This is a genomic window from Paenarthrobacter aurescens, from assembly GCF_041549525.1.
Taxonomy (GTDB): domain Bacteria; phylum Actinomycetota; class Actinomycetes; order Actinomycetales; family Micrococcaceae; genus Arthrobacter; species Arthrobacter aurescens.
Window position 1 is genome coordinate 1,971,748 of sequence record NZ_CP157456.1, and the last position, 23,731, is coordinate 1,995,478.

Consider the following 23,731-nt stretch of genomic DNA (forward strand, 5'->3'; position numbering starts at 1 on the left):
TTGGCTCCGGGCTACATAATGCCTGTGGGTACAAGCAAGGCCCAGGCCAAGGCCGGTGCCACCAGAACAACTCCGCCGGCGTACATCATCAGTTCCTTGTAGACGCGCTGCCGGTCGTCCTCGCGGGCATTGGCTACCACCAGGGCGCCGTCGGTGGAGAAGGGGGATACGTCCACAACAGTCGCGGCGATCGCCAGTGCTGCCACGGTTCCCGAGGCACTCAGCGAGCTGGTTGCCAGCAAAGGACCGGCCAGGGGAATGAACGCGGTCAGAAGCGCGGTGGATGAGGCGAAGGCCGAACCGACGCCAATGACATAACAGAGCACCAAAGCAATAAGGAGCGGCGCTCCGAGTGCAAGGGCTTGTTCGGCGAGGGTATCGATCACACCCACGTGTTGCAGGAGGGAAACGTAGGTGATCATTCCGGCGACGAGCAGCACAGTGGACCAGGAAACGCCGCCGATGAAGGTCTGGTGCTCCTTGATGTTGACCAGCGCCAGAAGGAGTCCGGCTGAGAGGGCAACAAAGCCGATTGGCATGTGGAAGCCCAGGGCGCAGACGAGCATGGCCACGATGAGTCCCAACGTGAGGATCTGCTGGCCGCGTGGCCGGGTGGCGCGTGCCTCGAGGTCGGCGTGCTGCCCGGCGGCGCCGTCGCGAAGTTTGCCCAACAGTGCAAACAGCACCACGGTGAGGATTGAGAGGATGAGGTTCAGGGCGAAGCTCGCTCCGAAGAGTGCGCCTTGGGAGATCGGAAAACCGTTCTTGACGGCGATGTCGTGCACCAGAACGCCGGCTACGGAAAGCGGGGAGAAGCCTCCGGCATGGGCACCGTTGATAATGAATGCGCCCATGAGAACGGGGTGGATGCGTGACTCGTAGGCCAACCCGATTGCGGCCGGTGCCAGCAGCGCCACAGCGGCGGGGGAGAAGGTGCCCAGGGCGGTAAGTGATGCGGCCAGAAGGAAAAACACCCACGGCAGGAGCAGCGTTTTACCGCGAACAAGCCGAACGCAGTTTTGGACGATGATCTCAATGGTCCCGTTCCTCTGGGCCATGCTGAAGAAATACGTAACGCCGATGATGGTGATCACGATGTTGGCGGGGAAGTCGGCCAGGATTTCCTTGTCGGTCATACCGAGCATGAAGTAGCCCACGCCGAAGGAAGCTACGAGACCCATAACACCGATGTTCAACGGCCATTTGGTGGCCACGACGAACATCACCACCAGGATTACCAGGGGAATGATCTGGGTGGCTGTCATGGTCGGCTCCGATTCAGGGGTGGCCGCCGGGTTGAAGATGGCACCCCCGAACAGGATGGCAGCCAGACCCAGGATGACAGAAGCGGCAACCGTTATCAGCAGGATACGGCGGCGGTTGGCGGGACGCTGGGAACGTTCTTCCCGGATGTCGCTCTCAGCCTCGGGAGCTGGTGTGGAAATTGTCTTGGCCATGGTGGTTTCTCCTCATTGAGTGGCTGTTGCTAGCGAGGCTTCGACGACGTTGCCGAGAGTCTCCGGGAGGTAAATGATGCTGGTGGCAATGGTGCGGGCTGTCCGGTCAACGCCCACCAGCAGTGACCCGTCTTGTTCCTCGCTCCAGGTTTCCAGGACGCCGGCAGGCGTCCTGAGCTTGAGAACTGATTCCTCTGTAGTGCCGGTGATGGCGTTCAGCACTGTGCCCGGTGTGCGGGCCGCGAGCGTCAGGGCGATGCTTCCGGTGATGGCCAGGGCAGGGTGAGGTTTGCCCATGGAGAGCATCATGACGTTGACGTCACCAACGTCCTCGGGCCCTTCAGGAGAGCCGACGATGGCAAGTTTGGGAACAGCCCGCGCTGCCTCGGCAGGAGTGGCCGCCATGCCCATCAGTACCGCTGCCTGGCGGCGAATTTGCTCCAAGGTGTCCAGTTGCAGTTCGACGCCGGCCTTCCAGGCCTCGTAACGGGCCGTGTCCAGTCCAAGTTCCTCGGCACGGACCATAACCACAGGTGCCCCGGCGTCCACCATGGATACCGTCCAGCGGGTTCCGCCGGCATGGATTGTGTCAATCTCAGAGCCGGTGGGAAGCATCTTTCCGGTGGTTTTGCCCGCGGGATTTTCAAAGCCGAGGCCCACCCGGTAACCGGGAAAAACGACGCCGGGCATTTGCGCGTCCGGGACAATCGGCAGTGCGCCGGCAGGAGTTGAAACCCGCTGAATAATGACCTGGCCTGTGTTGGTATTTCGGGTGACGATCCTCGTGGAGTCTCCGTCGGGCACCACCCACCCCTTTTCGATGGCGTAGAGACCAACTACCGCCGAGCAGTTCCCGCAGTTGCTGCCCCAGTCAACAGAAGCTTCTTCGATGCCCACTTGGGCGAAAGTGAAGTCAACATCCACTTCCTGGTCCGCCGGCCGGCTGAGAATCATTGCCTTGCTGGTGGTGGACGTAGCCCCGCCTACTCCATCGATCTGCCGTGAATCCGGACTTCCGAAGAGTCGGGGCAGGAGGTCATCAAGGCTGGCGTTCGCCTGGTCCAGGTGTTCTGTTTCAAAAACCCAGCACTTGCTGGTGCCTCCACGCATCCATTCGGCTTCGATCTTCATGGTGTTCCCTGCCTGCCTCTCGTGGCGTCCTGCACATTTATTGCCTGTTACGAGGATGATCGGGATCACAAATGAAGACAATCTTGGATAAATAAGGGGGGCTGTAGGAATACTTCATTCATTGTGCCAACGGTGAGAGGAGGGTCCCTAAATCGAGAGCTGCGCTGTTTGGGTCAACCAGTGGGGCGCCTGTTTATGCATGAGTGCATAGAATGAACTAAAGAAGCAGAAGGGTAAAGTAATGCTTAACGATGAGAACGTGGATTTATTCGATATCCGCAGGCTTGCCCTCTTGGTGGAGGTAGTTGAGCAGGGATCCATTACGGCGGCGGCAGAGATCATGATGTATTCGCCTTCGGCCGTCTCGCAGCAACTGCGTAAGTTGGAGCAGGAAGTTGGCCAGCCGCTGCTTAACCGGAGGTCCCGGGGAGTGGTCCCCACGGAGGCGGGCCAGGTGCTGGCCGGCCACGCCCGCAAGATCGTCGGACAGATGCGCGCAGCCAGATCAGATCTCGGCCAGATCGCCGGATTGAACCGTGGCTCACTGACCGTAGGTACTTTCCCCACCCTTGCCGGTTCATTCCTGCCTCTGGTGATCCGCTCTTTCAAGAAGCGGTACCCGGCCATTGGCCTCTCCGTGCGCAGCGCCCGCTTCGACGAACTCGTTGCGGACCTGGAATCCGGAGTCACCGGCCTTTGTTTGCTGTGGGACTACCCTTGGAGCCGGTTCAATGACGAAGCCATCCGAATCACCGAAGTGTTCCAGGAGAGCACAGTAATTTTGGTGGCCAGGGGCCATCCCCTGGCCGAGCGCGATGAGGTGACTGTGAAAGAGCTCCGAAAGGAATCCTGGATAGTCCGCGCTGAGGCCCACCCGGTGGTGGAGGTACTTCAGCGTTCAGCCCACGACGCCGGCTTTGAGCCGAACATCGGTTTTCTGGCCAACGACTACCAGGAAGCCCAGGCCATGGTGAGCGTCGGCATGGGCGTGGCGATGGTCCCCAAGACCGCAGTTGCCCTGCAGCATCCGGATGTGAGGGTTCTGAGCCTGGGCACTGACGCGCCACTGCGCCGCGTTCTTCTTGCCCAGCGCCAGGACAAGGTGTATGCGCCCGCAGAGGTGGCCTTCCATTCAACCCTCCTGGAAATTGCCCGCGAACGCGGAAGCGACTACCTCTAAGACAAGGCGGCTCAGCTAGTCCGGCTGTCCCGCCGGGCGCGCTGCCTGGGCTGATGAATGCGGAAGGAAACGGCGGATGAACGTGGCCGTCATTGCCCCAAGGGCGGACAGGAAGATCCAGGGGGCAAAGGCCGTTGCCGAAGGTGCGTAGGCGAGTTCGTAAAGGGGCGCCAGCGCCGTGTTCCCCAGGACCACGGCGAGCCCTCCGGCGCTGGCCAGCAAACCGTAGTAAGCGCCGGTGGGTCGACCGGATGCGAACTCAAGGACCAGGCCCATGGTTACCGGTTGTACGCACATGTTGCCCAGAGCAGTACCTGTGACAAGCACAAGTGCTGGGAGGATCGGTAGCCAGCCCGCCGGGGGCAATGTGGCCAGGACTCCTAATGAAGCGAAGCCAAGGGCCTGGAGCGCGAAGCCCAAGGGGAGGGCGATCCTGGGCCCGGCCCTGCGCATCAGGCCGGCTATGGGCCATTGCAAGGTAATGGTCAGAATCGATGCGTAAGTAAAGACCAGCGCAAGTGAGGTGACTCCGGCTCCGCTCCGTTCAAGTTCCACGGGAAGCCCGAAGTAAAGCTGGTGGGTGGCCAGGAGGTTGACGCTGTAGAAGGCGGCGAATCCGAGGAATTTCCTGTCCCTAAGGCAGGACCAAAGACCCGCCGACGGAACAGTACTTGGTTCGGCAACCGCGCTGTGCAGAACGGCAGAGGCTTTGGGATCGGGGCGATTTTTCGGCAGGAAAAGCCAAAAGACCACAGCCATGATGGCGAAGACGCCGGCTCCGGTCAGCAGTGCCGTATCAAACCCTGTATTGAGGAGAAACGAACCAAGCAGCGGTCCGACGACGACGCCCACCTCACCGCAGATCACAAGCAACGCGAAGAGGGATGACCGGCTGTTGTGCACTTTGTCGCTCTTAGTGGAGGCATCATTGGTGCCACCGCCGGCTGATGATGCGGATTCTTTGGCAGAGCCGCGTTCGGCGGCGGCGCCAACGAGGCTCTGCAGCGCAGGGGAGAAGAGCGCTCCGCCGATCCCGGTGACGATTGCCCCGATCAGAAAGAGGGGGAAGTCAGCGGCCCACACCAGGAGCAGGAACCCGGTAATGCGAACGATGCATCCGGTGATCATGGACCGGCGGGCACCCCATCGGTCCGCGAGGGCTCCACCGAACAGAAACATGCCCTGTTGGGCGAAAGTGCGGGCGCCCAGGACAACGCCGATCGCCAAAGCGCCCATGCCGAAGTCGTTTCGCATGGCCACGGCAAGGAAGGGCACCACTGCGTAAAAACCTATGTTGAAAATCAGCTGGCTCGCCAGGAGGAGCTGCGGGGCTGGTTCGGTCCTCCCGGGACGTCCCCTGCTGATGATCGAGCGAAGGGTCGCTGGTGCCGACGGGCTGATCTTTTGCTGCCGTGCGGCGGGGCTGGCCATCATGATCCTTATCTGGGGGCGCTGAAGCCCTCAAAGATTACCAAGAACGGTGCGCATTGATTGCTGCCCGGAGGAGCGTCGACGTCGACGCCCTGAAACTGCCCGCATTGTTACGGAGGGTTGGTATATCAATTTCCCTTCAACGGGGAGGTAAGGCTAACCTAATAGTCTTCACTTTCCCCATGCCCACCCGTTCGGGCATCATGAGCAGGCGGTTCCCTTTGCGCACTCACAGCCGATCCACGGCCATCCTCGGGCTGGCAGCCCTCCTCAGTCTTTCCGGTTGTGGCCTTAACGGCGGCCAGCCTGCTTCCACTGAAAAGACCGCTGATACCAACCAGCGGATCGTGGTGGATAATTTCCGCGCACCTGTGGCCAACTGGGCCCCGGAGTCTGACGCAGCGTACATTTTGTCATTGTCCGGCTGCCTGGAGACCCTCACCAAGTACGATTCCGCCCAAGGAAAGGTAGTTCCCTTCCTCGCCACGGAGTGGAAGCAGGCCTCGCCGCTTGAATGGGACTTCACCATCCGCGAAGGCGTGAAGTTCCAGGACGGCACCGATCTCACGGCTGATGCTGTGGCTGCCTCCCTGAATCACGTCCTGCAGGCCAAAGTGCCTGCAAGGGCGTTCAGCCCGAGCGTTGTCACCGCTGTCAAAGCTACCGATGCCAGGACTGTTCGTGTGACCACGCCTGTGGAGAATCCGTTGGTCCCGTTCCGGCTTGCCAGTGTGAACACTGGAATTCTTGCCCCTGCCGCTTACGGGGGTGCCACCGTTGATCCCTTCGGTCACTGTACCGGGCCCTTCACTCCGGTATCAGAAAAAGCGAAGCAGTCCCTGACCTTGGACCGCAACGAGAATTACTGGGGTGGTGATGTGAAGCTGGCGGGGGCGGAAGTCCGCTTCATCACCAACGGTGCTACACGCGCTGCCCAGGTACAGACGGGGGAGGCTGATATTTCCCTTTCCATCCCGGCCTCTGCCTTGTCCACCTTGGCGAACGCTCCGGAAGTTTCGGTGGTGAAGGCGGACTCGCCCCGCACGGCCACGCTGTACATGAACAATGGCCGGGCGCCTTTCAACAACGTCGATTTCCGCAAGGCCCTGCGCTCGGCACTGGACCTTGAGGCCTTGGCAGCAAGCGTGTACGAGGGCGCTGCGCTTCCGGCAGCCGGCCCCTTTGCGCCGTCGGAACCGTGGGCGGCCGCGGATGCAAGTTCGCCCAAGCAGAACGTTGAGGAAGCGAAGAAGCTCCTCGCTGACGCCGGTTACACGCCTGCGAAGCCTTTGGAAATCATTGCCATTGTTGAACGCGCCGAATTCGCTGACGTCGCCACCGTCATCCAGGACAACCTGAAGAACATTGGTGTTCCTGTGGCCATCCAGGCCAAGGAATACGCCTCTGCGGAACCGGATGTTCTGGCCGGGAACTACGACATGATCCTGAGCCAGCGCAACCGGCTGATAGACATCGCAGATCCCATCGGCTTCCTGACGGCCGACTACACCTGCAAGGGCTCCTACAACCTCAGCCATTTCTGCAATGAAGAGTACGACGCCATCATTGCCGAAGCAGCAGGCACCTCCAAGACTGAGGACCGCTACAAGCTGTATGCCAAAGCAGGCCAGTTGCTCAACGACCAGGCAGTGAACCTCTGGCTGGTCAACGAACAAGCTACCGATGCCGTTCGCAGCAACGTTCTTTCCTACGTCCAGGATCCGCTGTCCCGCTACGTCCTGACCGCGCAAACTGCCAAGTCCGGCTCCTAGCAACGAAAAACTGCGAGCCTACAGACAAACCGGCATGATCACGTTCCTTCTCAAGCGGACGGCGACCCTCGTGGTCGCCGTCCTGCTGTCGTCTTTCGCAGTCTTCCTGATTCCCTATGTCACTCCGGGCGATCCCGTCCGGAAGATCATCCGCTCCCGTGTGGCAGGTGATGTGGTAGACGACGCCACGGTCAAAGCCTTGGCTGAGAGCCTTGGGCTGAACGATCCCCTTCCCGTGCAATACCTGAGATGGCTGGGTGACTTCTTCAGCGGGGATATGGGGCTGTCCCATATCAGCAGGACTCCCGTGGTTGACCAGGTGATGCCGGCCCTGGGAATTACCATGAGCCTGGTGATGGTGGCCTTGGGCACTGCAGTGGTGGTCTCGCTGCCCCTGGGGATTGTGGCGGCGCTGAAACAGGGAAGTAAAACGGACAAACTGATCACAACAATCACCCAGTCCTTCATCGCCATGCCTGAATACTGGTTGGCGCCGCTGCTGGTATTGCTGTTTGCCCTCAAGCTGTCCTTGTTGCCCTCGGCAGGATGGAACACGGCGTCCTCGGTTGTTCTTCCGGCGGCCACCTTGGCGTTGCGGCCCATCAGTTTCTTCACTTCGGCGGTGCGGGCGGGGATGATCGATGCCCTCGATGCCGAGCACATTTCCGCAGCGCGTGCCCGTGGATTGAGCCATGTTCAAACGGTCATGCGGCATGTGGTGCCAAACGGCCTGGTTCCCTTGTCCACACTGTTTGCCGTGTGGTTCGCAGGTCTTCTGGGGGGTTCGGTGATTGTCGAGGTGATCTTCGCGATTCCGGGGATGGGCAGGCTTTTGTTCGATGCCGTGGTCAACAGCGATATTCCCTTGGCTCAAGGCGGTGTGGTGGTGGTTGTGGCGCTGGCTGTAGCAATAACTACGCTTGCCGATTTCCTGCATCGGCTCCTGAGCCCGAAAGTGAGTGGCGCCCTTGCGTAACCGTTCAGCGATCGACGCCGCCGCCGTCGTGATTCTCGTCCTCATTGTCATTGCCGTGGCAGCCGCGCCATGGCTGGCTCCATTCCCTCCGGACGCGCAGCACCTCGCCGCCCGCCTTGCGCCGCCCAGCGCCGAACATTGGTTGGGAACGGACCACCTCGGGCGGGACACACTAAGCCGCTTGCTGGACGGCGGCCGCTTCTCCTTGGTGGTAGCGGCACTGGCCACAGTGCTCACCGGCATCATCGGCGTGGCGGTAGGCGTCCTAAGTGCCCGCCGCAAAGGCTGGCTTGATGAACTGTTCACGCGCACCAACGACGTCCTGCTGGCCTTGCCGGAGATGGTGGTGGCGTTGTTCATTGTCGCTGCCATGGGTACCGGCTTCACCTCGCTGTTGGTGGCATTGACCGTGACCGGTTGGACGCCGTTTGCCCGGCTTGCCCGGACACTTGCTTATGACATTTCAGCGCGCGGATTTGTTGAGGCGGCTCGGGTGGTGGGCTGTTCGCCGCAGTTCATTGTTTTCCGCCACATCCTCCCGCACTTGGCCGCACCCATGCTGGGGCAGGCGACGCTGCGCTTCGGCCAGCTTCTGATCAGCGTAGGCGCCTTGTCCTACCTTGGACTGGGCGTCCAACCGCCGCAATCGGACTGGGGTTCCATGTTGGCCGCGGCGCAACCGTACGCAGAGCGGGCGCCGTGGGGAATCATCGCCCCAGGGCTGGCCGTCTTCCTGGTTGCCTTGTGCGTGACGCTCATTGGTCAACGTGCATCCCGGCGGGCCTCGGATCCCGTGGATGTCCTGGTTGTGGAGGGCCAGCATGCCTGAGCTGGTGATTGAGGATCTGACGGTCCGCAACAGTGATACGGGACGCCCCATCCTGTCCAGCGTTAGCCTGACCGTAAAACCAGGCGAATTCGTGGCCCTCGTTGGAGGTTCCGGTTCGGGGAAAACCATGACCGCACGGTCCGTCCTCCAGCTGTTGCCTCACCCTTTGAGCTTTGAGTCCGGCTCTATCCGCCTCGGATCCCTGGACGTTGCCGGGGCTTCGGAAACAGAGCTGAACCGCGTCCGGGGCGGCCGGCTGGGAATGTTGTTCCAGCAGCCCAAGAAGATGTTCAACCCCAACAAGAGCATTGGGGCGCATCTCAGGGAACCCCTCAAACTGCACGCAGGCATGCGTGGCCACGCGGCGCAGGCGAAGGTTCTCCAATTACTGGCCGAGGTGGGCTTTGAGGACCCGCAAAGAGGCGCACGCTCCTTCCCGCATCAACTCTCAGGCGGCATGGCCCAAAGGGCCATGACGGCAATGGCCTTGGCCGGCCAGCCGGAGATCCTTTTGGCTGATGAACCGACGTCTGCGCTGGACAAGGTGCTGGAGCAACAAATCCTGGAACTGCTGGACCGGCAACGGATCCAGCGTGGGCTGGGGATCCTCTACATCACCCACAACCTGGCCTCCGTGGCTGCCTTCGCGGACAGGGTGCTGGTGATGGATGCGGGAAAAATCGTTGAATCCGGCAGCACGGAGTCGGTCCTGGGCAGCCCGAAGACCGATTACACCCGACGACTTTTGGAAGCGTCCAATTTGGCGCCCACGGGTATCCCGGCCGCCCCCAACCACCAACGCACCGCCTTGAAGCTCACAGAGGTAGTCAAACGGTTCGGGACCGGGAAACGCAGTGGGCGGCCTGCCCTGGATTCCGTGTCCTTGAACGTGAAGCAAGGTGAGATCCTGGGTATCCTCGGCCAATCGGGGTCAGGGAAGAGCACGCTCGCCCGGGCCATTGTTGGACTGGAAGGCATCAGCAGCGGCAGCATCAGCAGGACACTTGTGGCAGCCGATGCAGCACCAACCGCTGTGCAGTTGGTCTTCCAGGAGCCGCATGACTCCTTTGATCCCCGCATGACGCTCCGGGCAAGCCTTGAGGCCCCGCTCCGAACCCACAAAGGGCTCGCGGCAGATGAACGGTCCAGCAGGCTCAGAGCAGCCATGGAGGAAGTGGAGCTCGATCCCGCCCTTCTTGACCGGCGCCCAAGTCAATGCTCCGGTGGGCAGTTGCAGCGCGTCACTATTGCCCGGGCGCTGCTGTTGGAGCCCGAAGTTCTTATTTGTGATGAGGCCACCTCCGCTTTGGACGCTCTGACCCAGCGGACCATCCTTGACCTCCTGCAACGCCTGCATCGGGACCGCGCACTGACTTTGGTGATCATCACGCACGACATGGATGTGGTGAGGCACATGTGCCAGCGGGTTGCTGTTCTCTACCAGGGATGCCTTGTGGAGCTCACCGACACCGAGAAATTCTTTGTAGATCCGCAGCACCCGCACAGCCAGGACCTCGTCTCGGCAGCCATTCCATGCCGCGGCCTGCACTTGAAGAAATTCAGGGCCGCACTCTAGCTGTACTCGGCCAGCGGCAGGCGGAGCAAACTTGGCCGTACAATTCGTGGGGGAGGATCTTGATCAAATCCGGCATCCCGCGACAGACTGGGGCGGCAAGAAGTCTTCTTTGTTGTCCCTTTCCCGGACCTTCGAAGAAGCGGCGAGACCCACGCCCCGACGGGAGAGTGCCATGCCAAAGGTTGGAAAGAACGATCACGCCCGCAAGGACGAGCTGCCGTCCACACTGCAGCGCTCGGACCAGAAAGCCCAGGACACTTTTGCCAAGACCTACGACTCGGCAATGGAGAGCTACGACGACGATTCGGGCCGGGCGGCCCGGACTGCTTTCTCGGCTCTGAAGCACAGCTACGAGAAGGTGGGCGATCATTGGGAGCCCAAAGAGGAACGCGGACCTTCGGATGAGCGCGCCGAGGAGGGTGTGGAGTCCAACAAGCCCACGGCCGGGGGAGTGAACGCGAACGCTTCCAAGGGGCACCTCTACCAACGGGCGAAGGAAATGGACATCAAGGGCCGCTCAAAGATGGACAAGAATCAGCTCGTGGAAGCCCTGCAAAAAGCCAATGATGCCGCTACCCGCAAAGCGCGCGAGGGGTAGGTCTCCTGCATCTGCATCAACGTCCGCCCCGTGGTCAACTGACCCAATTGTGACGCCGCATCAGGGCGTCACCGGGCTATGAGTGTGCACTCTCACGTCGGCAGGGCGTCCGCCAAATATGCAGGAACGGGTCCGCACCGGCATAGTTAACGTCTTGGGGTTGCACTTTATGGGTACAGTCACCGCATGAAGGCAGGACAGAGACGAACAGGGGCTTAACTTGGCAGGGAATGCGACCTTCCGGCACAGCAACACCGCGCTGCTCTCGGTGAGCAGCGTAGAGGCTCCGAGGATAGTGAGCTCCACGGATTTCGACCGGAGATTGGCTTCGACCCTGCAGCGGCTGAAGTTTCCACCGCGATTGCTTGAGCGGGTTGCGGGAATCACGCACCGCCGCTGGTGGGCCGCCGGGACATCATTTGATGACGCGGCTGTGGAAGCAGGTGCAAAAGCCCTGGCTGAGGCAGGGGTTGAAGCCTCGGACATCGGATTGTTGATCAACACCTCGGTCACCAGGCGCAACCTCGAACCCTCGGTGGCGGTGAAGATCCACCACGAACTCGGCCTGCCGTCCTCAGCCATGAACTTTGACTTGGCCAACGCCTGCCTCGGGTTCGTCAACGGCCTGATCCTGGCGGCTAATATGATCGACTCCGGCCAAATCAAATACGCCGTGATCGTCAATGGCGAAGACGCGCAGGGCACACAGGAAGCTACCTTGGCGCGGCTCCAGCGTCCTGAAACCACGCGGGAGGATTTCAACCGGGAGTTCGCTACGCTGACTCTCGGATCCGGGGCTGCCGCAGCCGTCCTGGGCCCTGTTGACGAGCATCCGGGCGCACACCGGCTGGTGGGAGGCGTCATGCGTGCAGGAACAGAACATCACGAACTGTGCGTTGGCGGCATCGACGGAATGTCCACTGACACCAAAGGACTGCTCGACGGCGGCCTGCAGCTTGTGGTGGACGCCTGGCATGAGGCCCAGCCTGAGTGGGATTGGGCCAGCATGGACCGTTACGTCACCCACCAGGTCAGCAACGCCTACACCCAGGCCATCATCAACGCCATAGACCTGGATCCGGAGAAGGTTCCCATCACCTTCCCACACTGGGGCAATGTTGGACCGGCATCGCTTCCCATGACACTTGCTGCCCAGGCGCAGTCATTGACCACGGGTGACCGGGTGCTGTGCATGGGTGTGGGTTCAGGGTTGAACGCAGGAATGGTGGAAATCGTTTGGTAGCCGCCAACTGGCCCGGCGTGGACCCGGAATGGTCCCGGACAATCCGGGTAAGGTCCACGTCAACAGTAGATGCCCCTGGCGAGGTCCGCCGCTGGCATGTGCTGGATAACGAAGCTGAACTTACGCGCCGCGGCCTGACGCCTGCCGGTACTTTGCTGTGCGTGCATGGAAACCCCACGTGGTCTTACCTGTGGCGTTCACTCTTAGGCGCCGGAATGAACCCGGACCATCCATGGCGCGTTGTGGCCGTGGACCAGTTGGACATGGGTTACTCCGAGCGCACCGGCACATTCAGGCGCTTGGCTGACCGGATCAATGATCTTGGCGACCTCACGGATGCCCTGGGCCTGGAGGGACCGGTTGTAACGGTCGGCCATGACTGGGGTGGAGTGATAAGTGCCGGCTGGGCCTTGGAGCACCCGCAGCTCCTGAGGGGAGTGGTGCTGACCAACACCGCCGTCCACCACCCCGCGGATACTCCCATCCCAGCGGCTCTGCGGCTCGCCCTGCATCCTGCTGTGCACCGTTGGGGCACCACAACCTCGGACGCCTTCCTGCGCGTGACGCACTCGCTGGCCAACCCGCCGCTCTCAGCGGCTGTGGGGAAGGCTTTCATGGCTCCCTACCGTGGTGCCGGGCGACGGGCCGGCGTAGGGAACTTTGTTGCGGACATTCCCGCCCAGCCCGGGCATCCCAGCTTTGCGGCGCTGACCCGTGTGGCGGAAGGTTTGCGCGGGCTGAGGGTCCCCGCCCTGATGCTGTGGGGGCCCAATGATCCCATATTCTCGGACCGTTACCTCAAGGACCTCATTGGTCGTCTTCCGCACGCCGAGGTGCACCGCTTTGAAGGTGCCGGACACCTCGTGGGAGAGGACCGGGACATCGCCACGCCGATCTTTGACTGGCTTGCTGTTCACGGCAGCCGCATAGATGCCGGCCGGGGCGAAGCCGGGATTTCCGTGTCAGGCGAAGCTGGTGCCGATCTCATTGAAGCCACCGCCAGGCAGAGCGAGGAAGCGGCCCAAGGAGACGCAGCGGCCTTCCGGCCCCTGTGGGATTCGCTGGAGGAACTGGCGGCCGGACCGGCCGGGGAAGAAACCGCTGTTGCGGAGATGGCACCGGACGGCAGCGTGAGCCGTTCGCTGAGCTGGCAGCAGTTGGACCGGAGCATCCAGGATGTGGTGGGGGGCTTGCGGCAGGCCGGTGTGGGACGCGGAAGCCGTGTAAGCCTGATGGTTCCCCCTGGAGCCGATCTGACCATCGCGTTGTACGCCTGCCTGAAGTTGGGTGCGGTGGTAGTTGTTGCCGACGCCGGGCTGGGAATCAAAGGCATGAGCCGCGCGGTGAAAGGCGCTACTGCCGATTTCCTGATTGGCATCGACAAAGCACTCGCAGCGGCCTCGGTACTCGGATGGCCCGGACGAAGGATCAGCGTTCGGGATCTCTCCCCGGTCCGTCGTCGACTACTCGGTGTACAGACCTCGCTGGCCGCCATGGCCGGTGCCGAACATCACCACGTGGACATCGTGGACATCGTGGACATCGTGGACCCGGACGCACCTTCGGCAGTGCTTTTTACCTCCGGCTCCACAGGTCCTGCCAAGGGCGTCCTGTACACCCATAGCCAGTTGGCTGCGATGCGGAACACCGTTGCAGCTACCTTCGGGATCATCCCAGGGGCCCGGCTCGTGGCGGGCTTCGCCCCGTTTGCCTTGTTGGGTCCTGCGCTGGGCGCCGTTTCGGTGACACCTGCCATGGATGTCACCGCCCCCCGCACCCTGACGGCCCGGACGCTGGCGGAGGCAGCCAATGCCATAGACGCCACGGTGGTTTTCGCTTCGCCGGCAGCTCTGCGCAACGTCGTAGCCACCGGGGATGACCTCAACGGGCTGTTGCTGAATGCTCTGGGAAACGCGGAACTGCTCCTGTCCGCCGGTGCACCGGTCCCGGAATCACTCCTTGCCCAAGTGCAACAGTTGATGCCCCAGGCTTCCTTGCATACGCCGTACGGCATGACTGAGGCGTTGCCTGTGACTGATATCAGCTTTGAGGAAATCCGGGCGGCCGGCCAGGACGCGGCTGCCGGGACTGTCCACGGAGCCGGCAACGGGGTGTGTGTGGGCAGGCCCGTGCACGGAGCCCGGTTGGCGATTGTTCCACTGGCGGCTGATGGCACCGCGAACGGCGGGCATTGTGGCACCGAGGCCGGCGTCACCGGCGAAATTCTGGTCAGCGGACCGCACGTCAAAGAAGCCTATGACAGGCTATGGCTCACCCAGCGGGAAAGCGCCGCCCTTGTTGGCTGGCACCGAACCGGGGACGTGGGCCACTTCGACGCCGCCGGGCGTCTTTGGGTGGAAGGGCGCCTTGCCCACGTGGTCACGGCCCCAGGGGCTGTTGTGACCCCAGTTGGCGCTGAGCAATCGATCGAACGCCTGGATACAGTACATATGGCAGCCATCGCCGGAGTGGGACCCTCGGGGACCCAGGCTGTGGTGGCCGTGGTCCAGACCATGCCTCCTGCCACCAAAGCGGGACCGGCAGCGCCGCAACTGGCGGCTCGCGTCCGCCGGGCAGCTTCCGAGGCCGGCGTGGATGTCAGCGCCGTGCTGGTAGTACCTGCACAACCCACCGACATCCGGCATAACGCCAAGATCGACAGGACACGGCTTGCCCGCTGGGCTTCACGGGTGCTGGCCGGCGGCCGTCCGGGAAAGCCATGAGGGTCCTCGTCACAGGCGCCAGCGGGCTCCTCGGAGGCGAAGTAGCCCGGCAACTGGTGCTCCAGGGCCATGATGTTTCCTCGTTTCAGCGCCGCTCCTCAGGAGTTGCCGGGGTGGAAGATTTCCGCGGATCCATCGGCGACGATTCCGCCCTTCGCCGGGCATTGGAGGGTGCGGAGGGGGTTATCCATCTCGCCGCCAAAGTATCCATCACCGGGCGTGCGGCCGAGTTTGACGCGGTAAATGTTGAAGGAACCCGCTGGCTGCTCCACCTGGCCAGGGAAGCGGGGGTGCGGGACGTGGTGTATGTTTCCTCACCGTCCGTGGCACACTCAGGAGCGGCCATCATGGGCGCCGGCGCTGACCAGGCGGACCCACGGCATGCTCGGGGAGACTATGCCCGTACCAAGGCCGAAGCTGAGCTGCTGGCCCTCGCGGCGGATGGTGCCGGTTTCAGGGTGGGAGCTGTGCGCCCGCACATTGTGTGGGGTCCCGGCGACACACAGTTGGTTGAGCGCGTCATGGCGCGTGCCAGCCGCGGAAGGCTTCCGCTGCTGGACTCAGGTGCTGCCTTGATCGACACGACGTATGTAGAGAATGCCGCGTCGGCGATCGTCGCGGCTCTGCATCGTATGGAATACCTCCACGGCAGGGCCGTGGTGGTGAGCAACGGCGAGCCCCGGCCGATCGGCGAGCTGCTGGCAGGCATTTGTGCGGCCGGTGGCGTGGCGCCGCCGTCGTGGTCTGTGCCGGGTGGTTTGGCACGGGCGGCCGGAGCCGTAGTGGAGAAAGCCTGGATCTGGGCGGGACGTCACGAGGAGCCTCCCATGACACGCTTCCTCGCTGAGCAACTCTCCACGGCGCACTGGTTTGACCAACGTGCAACCCGTGAACTCCTCAACTGGACCCCTTCTGTGTCAATCGATGAAGGACTGTCCCGGCTGGCCGAGTACTACGGTTCACGAGCGTTGAAGAACGGCTGAAGGACCCGCTCCGCCAAAGTGGTTCCTCCTTTTCCTCGTAGCAGTGTTGCCAAACCCGCACCTCGGGATCAAAGTGAGATGAATCAGATCACTTACACGGTTATTGGAACCGTGAAAGGGCCGGGGGTGGACCATGAGCACCACGTCAGAGAACGCTATGGAAGCAACACCTGCAGGTGCCGAACCCGAGCTCAAACGTGTGCTGGGCCCTAAACTGCTCCTGCTGTTTATTGTTGGTGACATTCTGGGGGCCGGGGTCTACGCGGTCACGGGGACCATGGCAGGGACAGTGGGCGGGATCGTTTGGCTGCCGTTCCTCCTGGCCTTCATCGTTGCCACGCTCACCGCCTTCTCCTACCTCGAGCTGGTAACGCAGTATCCGCAGGCTGCCGGTGCCGCGCTGTACACGCATAAGGCATTCGGGATCCACTTCGTCACATTCCTTGTGGCGTTCGCCGTTGTCTGCTCCGGAATCACCAGTGCCTCCACCTCCGCAAACGTCCTTGCCCAGAACTTTTTTGGTGGCCTGGAAGTCAACGGCTGGATGGACGTGCCTGACCGGGGCGTGATCACAGCGGTGGCATTGGGTTTCATGCTGCTTCTGGCGTTGATCAATCTTCGCGGGGTGGGGGAGAGCGTGAAATTCAACGTGATTCTCACAGCTGTGGAGGTGATCGCGCTCTGTGTGGTCATCGGAGTGGGTTTCTTCGTCATGGCGCAAGGAACCGGTAACCCGCAGGAGATTTTTGTTTTCAGCGATTATCAGGACAAAGGGCTTTTCCTGGCCGTCACTGCGGCCACCTCAATTGCCTTTTTTGCCATGGTGGGCTTCGAAGACTCAGTGAACATGGTGGAGGAGACCAAAAACCCGGAACGGATCTTTCCACGAACCATGCTCACCGGCTTGGGGATCGCCGTGATCCTTTACATGCTGGTAGCTGTCTCTGTGGTGAGTGTGCTGACACCGGCAGAACTGGGCGAGATCAGGGAAGCAGAAGGTGCGGCCCTTCTTGAAGTGGTGCACAAAGGCTCACCGGACTTCCCCATAGATAAGATCTTCCCGTTCCTGGCCGTCTTCGCCGTAGCCAACACAGCGTTGATCAATATGCTGATGGCCAGCCGGCTGATCTACGGGATGGCACGCCAGCATGTCCTGCCCAGGTCCTTGGGACGGGTCCTGCCAGGGCGCCGGTCACCCTGGGCCGGAATCGTGTTCTCCACTGTCCTTGCCATGGGGCTGATCTGGTACGTCAGCAGCGACCCCGCCAGCAACATTGTGGCCAATCTTTCCGGGACAACCGCGTTCCTCCTGTTGTGCGTGTTCACTTTGGTCAATGTGGCATGCGTTGTTCTCCGCAGGAAGAGGGACCCGCACCGCAAGGTATTTTTTACCTCTCCCGGGCAATTGCCGCTGGTTGCCGCAGTGCTGTGCGCCTTCCTCGCCGGTCCGTGGGTGGGCAGAAACCCTATCCAGTACCAAGTAGCCGGAGGCCTGATGGCCATCGGCGTGGTGCTGTGGTTCATCACGTGGCTGATCACTAGGAAGTCCGCTGCGGGACGAGGCGAACCGGCCGGCACCGTGGCAGGAGACGGCGGGATGGAATCGGATGTGCGGGAAAAGCAGCAGCCGCCGCAGGATTCCTAGGGTTTCATGTCAGGTGGTCGAAGTCTCCGCGCGTCCATGCTGCATGCCGCTGGGCAGATTCGCGCACGACGCCCCGCGCTCCTGAGGGGATGACGTTGTTGAAGTTGCCGTAGATCCGATCGAATTCAAGCTCATCCAAGCGGGCAGCAATACCTAACGCCACAGCACCTGAGAGCGGCAGGCGATTTGGATAACTGCGCATGAACGCCACTGTGCGCCGATCAGGATTGGGAAAAACGCTGTCACCGCTCAGCAAAACTCCTTTCCCGGCAGCGCCCGCAGCCCAGTGCGCCACTGCGCTGCCCGGGAAGTGTCCGCCGGTTTGGTACAAAACCAGTCCTTCAGTGATTGCTTTTGTCCCGGACCAGAAAGTGATGCAGGGGTCAGTGCGGCCGAGCCATTGGCGGTCTGCATCGGCCACCAGCACCGGGACGTGGCCGAGGCGGTGCGACCATTCCACCTGCACTCCAAACATATGCGGATGGCTTGCTGCGATCGCCAACACCGGACCATGGTCAAGGACCGATTCCACTGTTTGGTCATCGATGTACCCCACAGGATCCCATAGCAGCGAACCCTCAGGTGTCAGAACAAGCTGGGCCGTTTGACCGATGCCGGCCTTCGGCTCAGTGCTGATCCCTATAAGGCCGGGTTCGTTCTGTTCCAGCACGGTATGGCGCCCTGTCCTGGTCAGCTCATCCATGGTCAGCCAGCGTTGTCCGTCCTCAGGGACGTATTGCCGTTCATCGGCGCAGATGGGGCAGAGCTCCGGAAGTGGTTCGTCGCGTTCCACGGCGCAGGTGGCGCAGATCAGCATCGGGGTTCCTTTCCGCAGCACGACGTCTTTGGCTTGTCTGCCGGGTGACCACCAATGATCATCATGCTTACTATTGTGGAGCAGTCGAAAGTTGGAGAGGGACACCACACTAGGAGCGGACATGGCACTGAGCAAGGGAACACGCGTGGAGTGGAACACCCCGCAGGGCAAGACGCACGGAAAGATCGTGGAAAAGAAAACCAGCGACTTCGAACTCGACGGGAACAAGCACGTGGCCAGTGAGGACGAGCCGCAGTACGTGGTGGAATCCGAAAAAACCGGCGCCAGAGCAGCGCACAAAGGCTCCGCCTTGACTGAAAAGAGCTAGCGGATGGCACAGCACCACGAGGTGGTTATCATCGGCGGGGGCAATGCAGGGGTGTCCCTGGCTGCACGCTTGAAGCGGTATGGCTTCAGGGACATTGCACTGATTGAGCCCAAGGAGCACCACCTCTACCAGCCCTTGTTCTCCCATATTGCCGGCGGCCGGGCCCAGGTGAAGGAATCTGTCCGCAGCCAGGAATCCGTAACGCCCAAGGGTGTGGCTTGGATCAAGGACAAGGCGGTGGACGTGGATGCAGCGTCCAATTCGGTGACGCTGGCCTCAGGCTCCACCATTACCTACGGTCACCTCGTTGTCTGCCCGGGGCTGCAATATAACTGGGAAGCCGTGCCGGGGTTGGCTGAGGCAGTGCACTCCCCGTACGGCTCCTCACACTATGAGTTTGAGCTTGCCCCGAAGCTCTGGACGCTCTTGAGTTCCATGACGTCCGGCACTGTCATCTTCACCATGCCCTCAGGGCCGGTCAAGTGTGCCGGCGCCAGCCAAAAACCGATGTACCTGGCGTGCGATTACTGGAAGGAGCAGGGCGTTTTGGACAACATCCGGGTTGTCATGGTCCAGCCCTATCCCACCGTGTTCGGCGTTGCGGAGATTGACAGCGAGCTGGACCGAAAGATCGCCGAGTACGGCATCGAGTTGCGGACAAACAGCGAGTTGGTGGCAGTGAACCCGGCCGATCGAACCGCCACCATCCGGAGTACCACGGACAACACCTCGGAGGAGTTGTCCTATGACGTCCTCAATGCTGTTCCGCCCCAGTCGGCACCTGACTGGCTGAAAGCCACGGACCTGCCTGCGGCCGGTGACAAGTACGGCTTTGTGGAAGTGGATACGCAGACGCTGCGGCATTCCAGGTTTGCCAACATCTGGTCTTTGGGCGACGCTGCGGGCACTACCAACTCGAAGGCCGGCGGGGCGCTCCGCAAACAGACCAAGGTACTGGCAAAAAACCTGCGGTCAGCCCGCAAAGGTGAACCGCTCAGTGCTGAATACAACGGATATTCCGTGTGCCCGTTCACTGTTTCACGGAACACCGTGGTCTTTGCCGAATTCGACGATCACTACCAGCCAATGCCCACCATCCCGAAGGTACCCACCTGGAAAGAAAGCCGGTTTTCCTGGTGGGTGGACCGCGATATGTTCCCGCAGGTCTATTGGCATTTGATCCTGAAAGGCCGTGCCTGACATACCAAAAGACCGGTCAGGCACGTGGCCTGACCGGTCTGATGGTACGTCATGTGAATATTTGAAACTCAAGCAGGCTGGATATTCTCCGCCTGCGGACCCTTAGGGCCCTGAGTAATGTCGAACTGGACCTTCTGGTTCTCCTCCAGCGAACGGTATCCGCTGGACGTGATTGCTGAGTAATGAGCAAACACGTCCGGGCCTCCATCGTCCGGGGCGATGAATCCGAAACCCTTTTCAGCGTTGAACCATTTTACTGTTCCTGTTGCCATGCCCTTATTTCCTTCACCCGGTCGCTGGTCGGTCCCGCTGGTCGGTTTGCCGTCCCTGCCACTCACGATACGAGCCTATGGGCCGGTTCGGCTTGGGGCAACACATTTGAGGAGGCGCGTAGGCGTCGGTGGGAAGAACGCCCGACGGCGGGAGGTCGCCGTCGGGCGCTGGCTGCCCATGCCTGTACTGCTTTTGTGGGCAGTTGCCCGGGTCAGACCTCCGGGGTACCGGGGTTAGGGTTTGCTGCTTCCGTGCGCCGCAGCCGGCGAAGCGCGAACAACGGAAACAGCAGCACCGAGAGCATCCCCGCTCCAATAAGGGCAGATGATATTCCGCTGGTGATGAGGCCATGCTCCCGTCCAATGGTTGTCACCGCAACGATGATTGGCAAGGCCGTAGCACCCAACAACACCAGGGCGGTTTTTCCCGCCCGGCCGGATCCGGGCGGCGCGGTGAGCAAAGATGGCAACCCTCGGATGATCAGCAACAGGGCAAGGAACAACGGGACCATGGCAAGGGTCACGGTATTGGACGTCAAGGCACCCAGATCAAAATCAATCCCTGTATCAATGAAGAAGATCGGCACCAGGAAACCGAAAGCCAGGGCGTCGATTTTCGTCTCAATGACTTTGCGGTCTGCTTCGGGAGCCCGCGCGATGATGACTTTCCAGAGGACTCCGGCGGCGAAGGCACCCAGCAGCATGTCAAGTCCCAGGACCATGCTCAACACCACCAAGGTGCTGAGGATCAACAGGATGGACCGCACTGCAAACTGGCCGCTGGTGTGGAGCGTGGCCGTGACTTGGGCGTGGAACAAGGTATGCCTTGCTTGGGACGCAAGGTAAATGGCTACCCCGGTCAGGAGAACAAAGCCGAGCAGAACACCTGAAGCCACTCCGAGCTGCTTGCCACTGAAAAACAATGAAATGGCTATCAAAGGACCAAACTCGCCTGCCGCGCCCAACGCGGTAGCCGCCACCCCGATCGGCGATTTAGCAACTCCGGCGTCCCGAAGGATCGGCAGCAACGCACCCAGAGCCGTGGAGCACAGGGCCACACCGATGATCACGGCGGCCTCGAGGGAGGGCACCAGGATAAAACCTGCGCCAATGCCAGCTGCCAAGGAAATGACCCAACCTGCGGAGGCACGGTAAATGGGGCGGCCCCGGATTGCTGCGAAATCGATCTCGTTGCCGGCAACGAAGAACAGCATGGCCAGCCCGAAGTCGGCCAAAGTATCGGTAAACACCGTGGACTGAACCCACCCCAGGATGCTGGGGCCGAGCAGGATGCCAAGAATAATCTCGAAGACGACGATTGGTACTTTGACCCAACCCTCAAGCAGCCGCGTGGCCAGAGGGGCCACCACAGCTATCACAGCGATGAGGACCAGTGACGCGGATAAGCCTTGCATCGGCAGTGCCTCCGGTACCTCGGCGGCTTCACGGAAAAGTACTCCCAAAGCTACCGCCACGGCCACACGTGCGCCATAAGACCAAGGCCACAAAATTCCAGCCGCGAAATCCTGCGCCTCCCACCGGCGCCGGGTTCCCTGAGTAACTGTGAAGGATCATACTGATTCGAGAAAGACGCCACAGCACCGCGGCATAGGCCCGCGGGCCCTGATAAGGAGTGCACCGTGGGAATCCTCACCGCCAACCTGTTCATTACGCTGGACGGCGTTTATCAAGCACCGGGTGGCCCTGAAGAAGACAGAAGCGGTGGCTTTGAATACGGTGGCTGGCAGGCAGCCTACTTTGATGACGGGACCGGTGACGTCATTGACGAAGGAATTGACCGTATGGACGCTCTGCTGCTCGGACGAAGGACCTATGAGATCTTCGCGGATTTTTGGCCGCATCAAGAAGACCACATCGGCGGGAGGTTTAATTCTTTGCCGAAGTTAGTGGTGTCTAAATCCCTGACGCAGCCAAAATGGGAAGGTACAACCGTGCTGTCGGGCCTCTCCGGGCTGGCTGGATACAAGGAGCGGTTCGAGGACATCCACATGTTCGGCAGCGGTCACCTTATCCGCTCCCTGATTGAGGCTGATCTCCTGGACCGGCTCAACCTCTTCCTTTACCCGCTGACCTTCGGCTCGGGAAAGCGCCTGTTTGCCGATGGTACAGGCGTCCCTGCGGCCTTCCGGTTCGCCCAAGAACCCAAGGCGTTTCCGAAGGGCGCAGTGCTGCTCTCCTACGAGCGTGCCGGTGACCCGATCACAGGCCTGACCATTGGGCAGGACTAGCCGCGTGTTCCCAATATTTTGGGAGGGTCAGGACGTTGCCCGGCCCGGCCATTCCTTACCCGCCCAGGGATCGTAATCGGCGATCAGTTCCTCCTGCGTTGGGCGCCGGTCTTCGGGGATGTGCTGAAGATTCACGCGAACCCGGTACCACAGTGAGCTGGATCCACGCATGCCATCAATGAGGACATCGGCAGGGTGCAGCAGGGGAACAACGTCCGCATGCCTGGCCTTCCACTCGTCAAGTGCTGCCTCGGCTTCAGGCTTTGTCTTGCTCCGGGCAACCTCGATGAGCGGCATCAAGGAGATACGCCGGCCTGATCCGTCTCCGCTCTTGGGTGCTTTCTCGGCGGGTCCGAGCTCGGCAGCCAAGGCAAGGAGGGAGTCGAGCGAGCCGTGTGCTTCATCGATTCCTGCGTGCGGGTCTCCCATGTCCGCGAATCGTGCCGGGACTGTTTTGACTGTGAACTGGCCCGGCCGCGCGGAGCGTACTTCTTCCCAGGTCAGTGGGGTTGAAACGCGGGCATCGGGGCGGGAGCGGACCGAGTACGCCGAAGCTACGGTGCGGTCTTTGGCGTTCTGGTTGAAGTCCACAAAGACGCTCTCGCCGCGTTCCTCTTTCCACCATTTGGCTGTTGCCAGTCCGGGAGCACGATTTTCCACTTCGCGGGCCAGTGTTTCGGCGGCGAGGCGCACGTCCCGGTAAGACCACCGGGGTTCTATCCGTACCAGGATGTGAAGCCCGCGGGAGCCGCTCGTCTTGGGCCACCCCACCAGCCCGGCGTCGTCCAGAACTTCCCGGGCTACATAGGCTGTGTCCACAATCCGGGACCAGTCGACCCCCGGCATGGGGTCCAGATCCACCCGAAGTTCATCGGGGTGGTCCAGGTCCTCTGCGCGCACAGGGTGCGGATTCAGATCCAGGCAACCCAAATTCACCACCCATGCAAGGCCCGCGGCATCCCGGATCACGGTCTCCTCCGCAGAGGTACCAGAAGAATAGTGGAGGGTGGCGGTGTCAATGAAGACCGGATGATTCTCGGGTACACGCTTCTGGAAGAAGGGTTCGGCGTCAATGCCCTTGGGGAAGCGCTTGAGAACCATGGGCCGTCCTCCGGCGCCCCGCAGCGCCCCCTCCGCAACGGCCAGGTAGTAGCTGACCAGATCGAGCTTGGTCAGGCCGGGCTCAGGAAACACCACCTTGTCCGGGTTGGAGATGCGGACCTCGTGGCCGGCGATGCTGAGAATCTCAGCCGGTGACTTCGACGGGTTCATGCGGCAACGCTAGCAATCAACTTCCCACCCAGCCAGAGTTCTTCACGCC

At 61.4% G+C, this 23,731-nt stretch carries 20 protein-coding genes; 13 read left to right on the forward strand and 7 right to left on the reverse strand.

The features are described 5' to 3' along the window. Positions 1-11 precede the first annotated feature (11 nt). Together ABI796_RS09155 and ABI796_RS09160 are read right to left on the reverse strand one after the other, a co-directional pair. Entirely contained in the window at positions 12-1,457 is a 1,446-nt protein-coding gene (locus tag ABI796_RS09155) for an SLC13 family permease (protein WP_141282229.1), read from the reverse strand. Between the two features lie 12 nt (positions 1,458-1,469). Then, positions 1,470-2,588, reverse strand: coding sequence for a PrpF domain-containing protein (locus tag ABI796_RS09160; protein WP_141282231.1), 1,119 nt, complete (start codon positions 2,586-2,588; stop codon positions 1,470-1,472). A 241-nt stretch (positions 2,589-2,829) separates the two neighbouring features. Between ABI796_RS09160 and ABI796_RS09165 the strand changes: the two genes are divergently transcribed. After that, complete coding sequence (locus tag ABI796_RS09165; RefSeq protein ID WP_141282233.1) at positions 2,830-3,768, forward strand: LysR family transcriptional regulator; 939 nt, start codon at positions 2,830-2,832, stop codon at positions 3,766-3,768. Positions 3,769-3,783: 15 nt separating this feature from the next. On the opposite strand, the gene ABI796_RS09170 is transcribed toward ABI796_RS09165, so the two are convergent. Next, positions 3,784-5,202: an MFS transporter gene (locus tag ABI796_RS09170; protein WP_246095701.1), complete on the reverse strand. Its 1,419-nt coding sequence runs from the start codon at positions 5,200-5,202 to the stop codon at positions 3,784-3,786. A gap of 179 nt (positions 5,203-5,381) precedes the next feature. Here ABI796_RS09170 and ABI796_RS09175 point away from each other — a divergent pair, with 179 nt between their 5' ends. From ABI796_RS09175 to ABI796_RS09215, 9 genes are all read left to right on the forward strand, one after another. Further along, on the forward strand, positions 5,382-6,971 hold the full coding sequence (locus tag ABI796_RS09175) for an ABC transporter substrate-binding protein (RefSeq protein ID WP_141282235.1): 1,590 nt from the start codon (positions 5,382-5,384) through the stop codon (positions 6,969-6,971). Between the two features lie 34 nt (positions 6,972-7,005). Beyond that, a complete protein-coding gene (locus tag ABI796_RS09180) occupies positions 7,006-7,947 on the forward strand; it encodes an ABC transporter permease (RefSeq protein WP_141282238.1) in 942 nt (313 codons plus the stop codon). After that, on the forward strand, positions 7,931-8,776 hold the full coding sequence (locus tag ABI796_RS09185; protein ID WP_141282240.1) for an ABC transporter permease: 846 nt from the start codon (positions 7,931-7,933) through the stop codon (positions 8,774-8,776). The genes ABI796_RS09180 and ABI796_RS09185 overlap by 17 nt, the downstream gene beginning before the upstream one ends. Next, on the forward strand, positions 8,769-10,352 hold the full coding sequence (locus ABI796_RS09190) for an ABC transporter ATP-binding protein (protein WP_141282242.1): 1,584 nt from the start codon (positions 8,769-8,771) through the stop codon (positions 10,350-10,352). The genes ABI796_RS09185 and ABI796_RS09190 overlap by 8 nt, the downstream gene beginning before the upstream one ends. 172 nt (positions 10,353-10,524) lie before the next feature. Continuing rightward, positions 10,525-10,950, forward strand: a complete 426-nt coding sequence (locus ABI796_RS09195) for a ChaB family protein (RefSeq protein WP_141282244.1) — start codon at positions 10,525-10,527, stop codon at positions 10,948-10,950. 220 nt (positions 10,951-11,170) lie between these two features. Further along, entirely contained in the window at positions 11,171-12,193 is a 1,023-nt protein-coding gene (locus tag ABI796_RS09200) for a 3-oxoacyl-ACP synthase III (protein ID WP_141282246.1), read from the forward strand. Then, positions 12,187-14,916, forward strand: a complete 2,730-nt coding sequence (locus ABI796_RS09205; RefSeq protein ID WP_141282248.1) for an alpha/beta fold hydrolase — start codon at positions 12,187-12,189, stop codon at positions 14,914-14,916. The genes ABI796_RS09200 and ABI796_RS09205 overlap by 7 nt, the downstream gene beginning before the upstream one ends. Then, the gene (locus ABI796_RS09210; RefSeq protein ID WP_141282250.1) at positions 14,913-15,899 is read left to right on the forward strand and encodes an NAD(P)-dependent oxidoreductase; all 987 of its coding nucleotides are present in this window, start codon (positions 14,913-14,915) and stop codon (positions 15,897-15,899) included. The genes ABI796_RS09205 and ABI796_RS09210 overlap by 4 nt, the downstream gene beginning before the upstream one ends. 133 nt (positions 15,900-16,032) lie before the next feature. Next, positions 16,033-17,544: an APC family permease gene (locus tag ABI796_RS09215; protein ID WP_141282252.1), complete on the forward strand. Its 1,512-nt coding sequence runs from the start codon at positions 16,033-16,035 to the stop codon at positions 17,542-17,544. 4 nt (positions 17,545-17,548) lie between these two features. Here ABI796_RS09215 and ABI796_RS09220 read toward each other — a convergent pair whose 3' ends face one another. Continuing rightward, positions 17,549-18,361, reverse strand: a complete 813-nt coding sequence (locus ABI796_RS09220; protein ID WP_141282254.1) for a hydrolase — start codon at positions 18,359-18,361, stop codon at positions 17,549-17,551. 121 nt (positions 18,362-18,482) lie between these two features. On the opposite strand from ABI796_RS09220, the gene ABI796_RS09225 reads away from it, so the two are divergent. Both ABI796_RS09225 and ABI796_RS09230 read left to right on the forward strand, forming a co-directional pair. Continuing rightward, positions 18,483-18,689: a DUF2945 domain-containing protein gene (locus tag ABI796_RS09225; RefSeq protein WP_141282256.1), complete on the forward strand. Its 207-nt coding sequence runs from the start codon at positions 18,483-18,485 to the stop codon at positions 18,687-18,689. 3 nt (positions 18,690-18,692) lie between these two features. Continuing rightward, entirely contained in the window at positions 18,693-19,889 is a 1,197-nt protein-coding gene (locus ABI796_RS09230) for an NAD(P)/FAD-dependent oxidoreductase (protein WP_141282258.1), read from the forward strand. A 68-nt stretch (positions 19,890-19,957) separates the two neighbouring features. On the opposite strand, the gene ABI796_RS09235 is transcribed toward ABI796_RS09230, so the two are convergent. Then, positions 19,958-20,161 (reverse strand): cold-shock protein, encoded by a 204-nt coding sequence (locus ABI796_RS09235; RefSeq protein WP_014921815.1) that lies wholly within the window; start codon positions 20,159-20,161, stop codon positions 19,958-19,960. Between the two features lie 212 nt (positions 20,162-20,373). Continuing rightward, complete coding sequence (locus tag ABI796_RS09240; RefSeq protein WP_246095702.1) at positions 20,374-21,642, reverse strand: cation:proton antiporter; 1,269 nt, start codon at positions 21,640-21,642, stop codon at positions 20,374-20,376. Positions 21,643-21,801: 159 nt separating this feature from the next. Between ABI796_RS09240 and ABI796_RS09245 the strand changes: the two genes are divergently transcribed. Continuing rightward, entirely contained in the window at positions 21,802-22,410 is a 609-nt protein-coding gene (locus ABI796_RS09245) for a dihydrofolate reductase family protein (RefSeq protein WP_141282260.1), read from the forward strand. A gap of 27 nt (positions 22,411-22,437) precedes the next feature. On the opposite strand, the gene ligD is transcribed toward ABI796_RS09245, so the two are convergent. Then, positions 22,438-23,682 carry a non-homologous end-joining DNA ligase gene (ligD, locus tag ABI796_RS09250; protein WP_141282262.1) on the reverse strand — a complete coding sequence of 415 codons (1,245 nt, stop codon included), beginning with the start codon at positions 23,680-23,682 and terminating at the stop codon, positions 22,438-22,440. Positions 23,683-23,731: the final 49 nt, after the last annotated feature.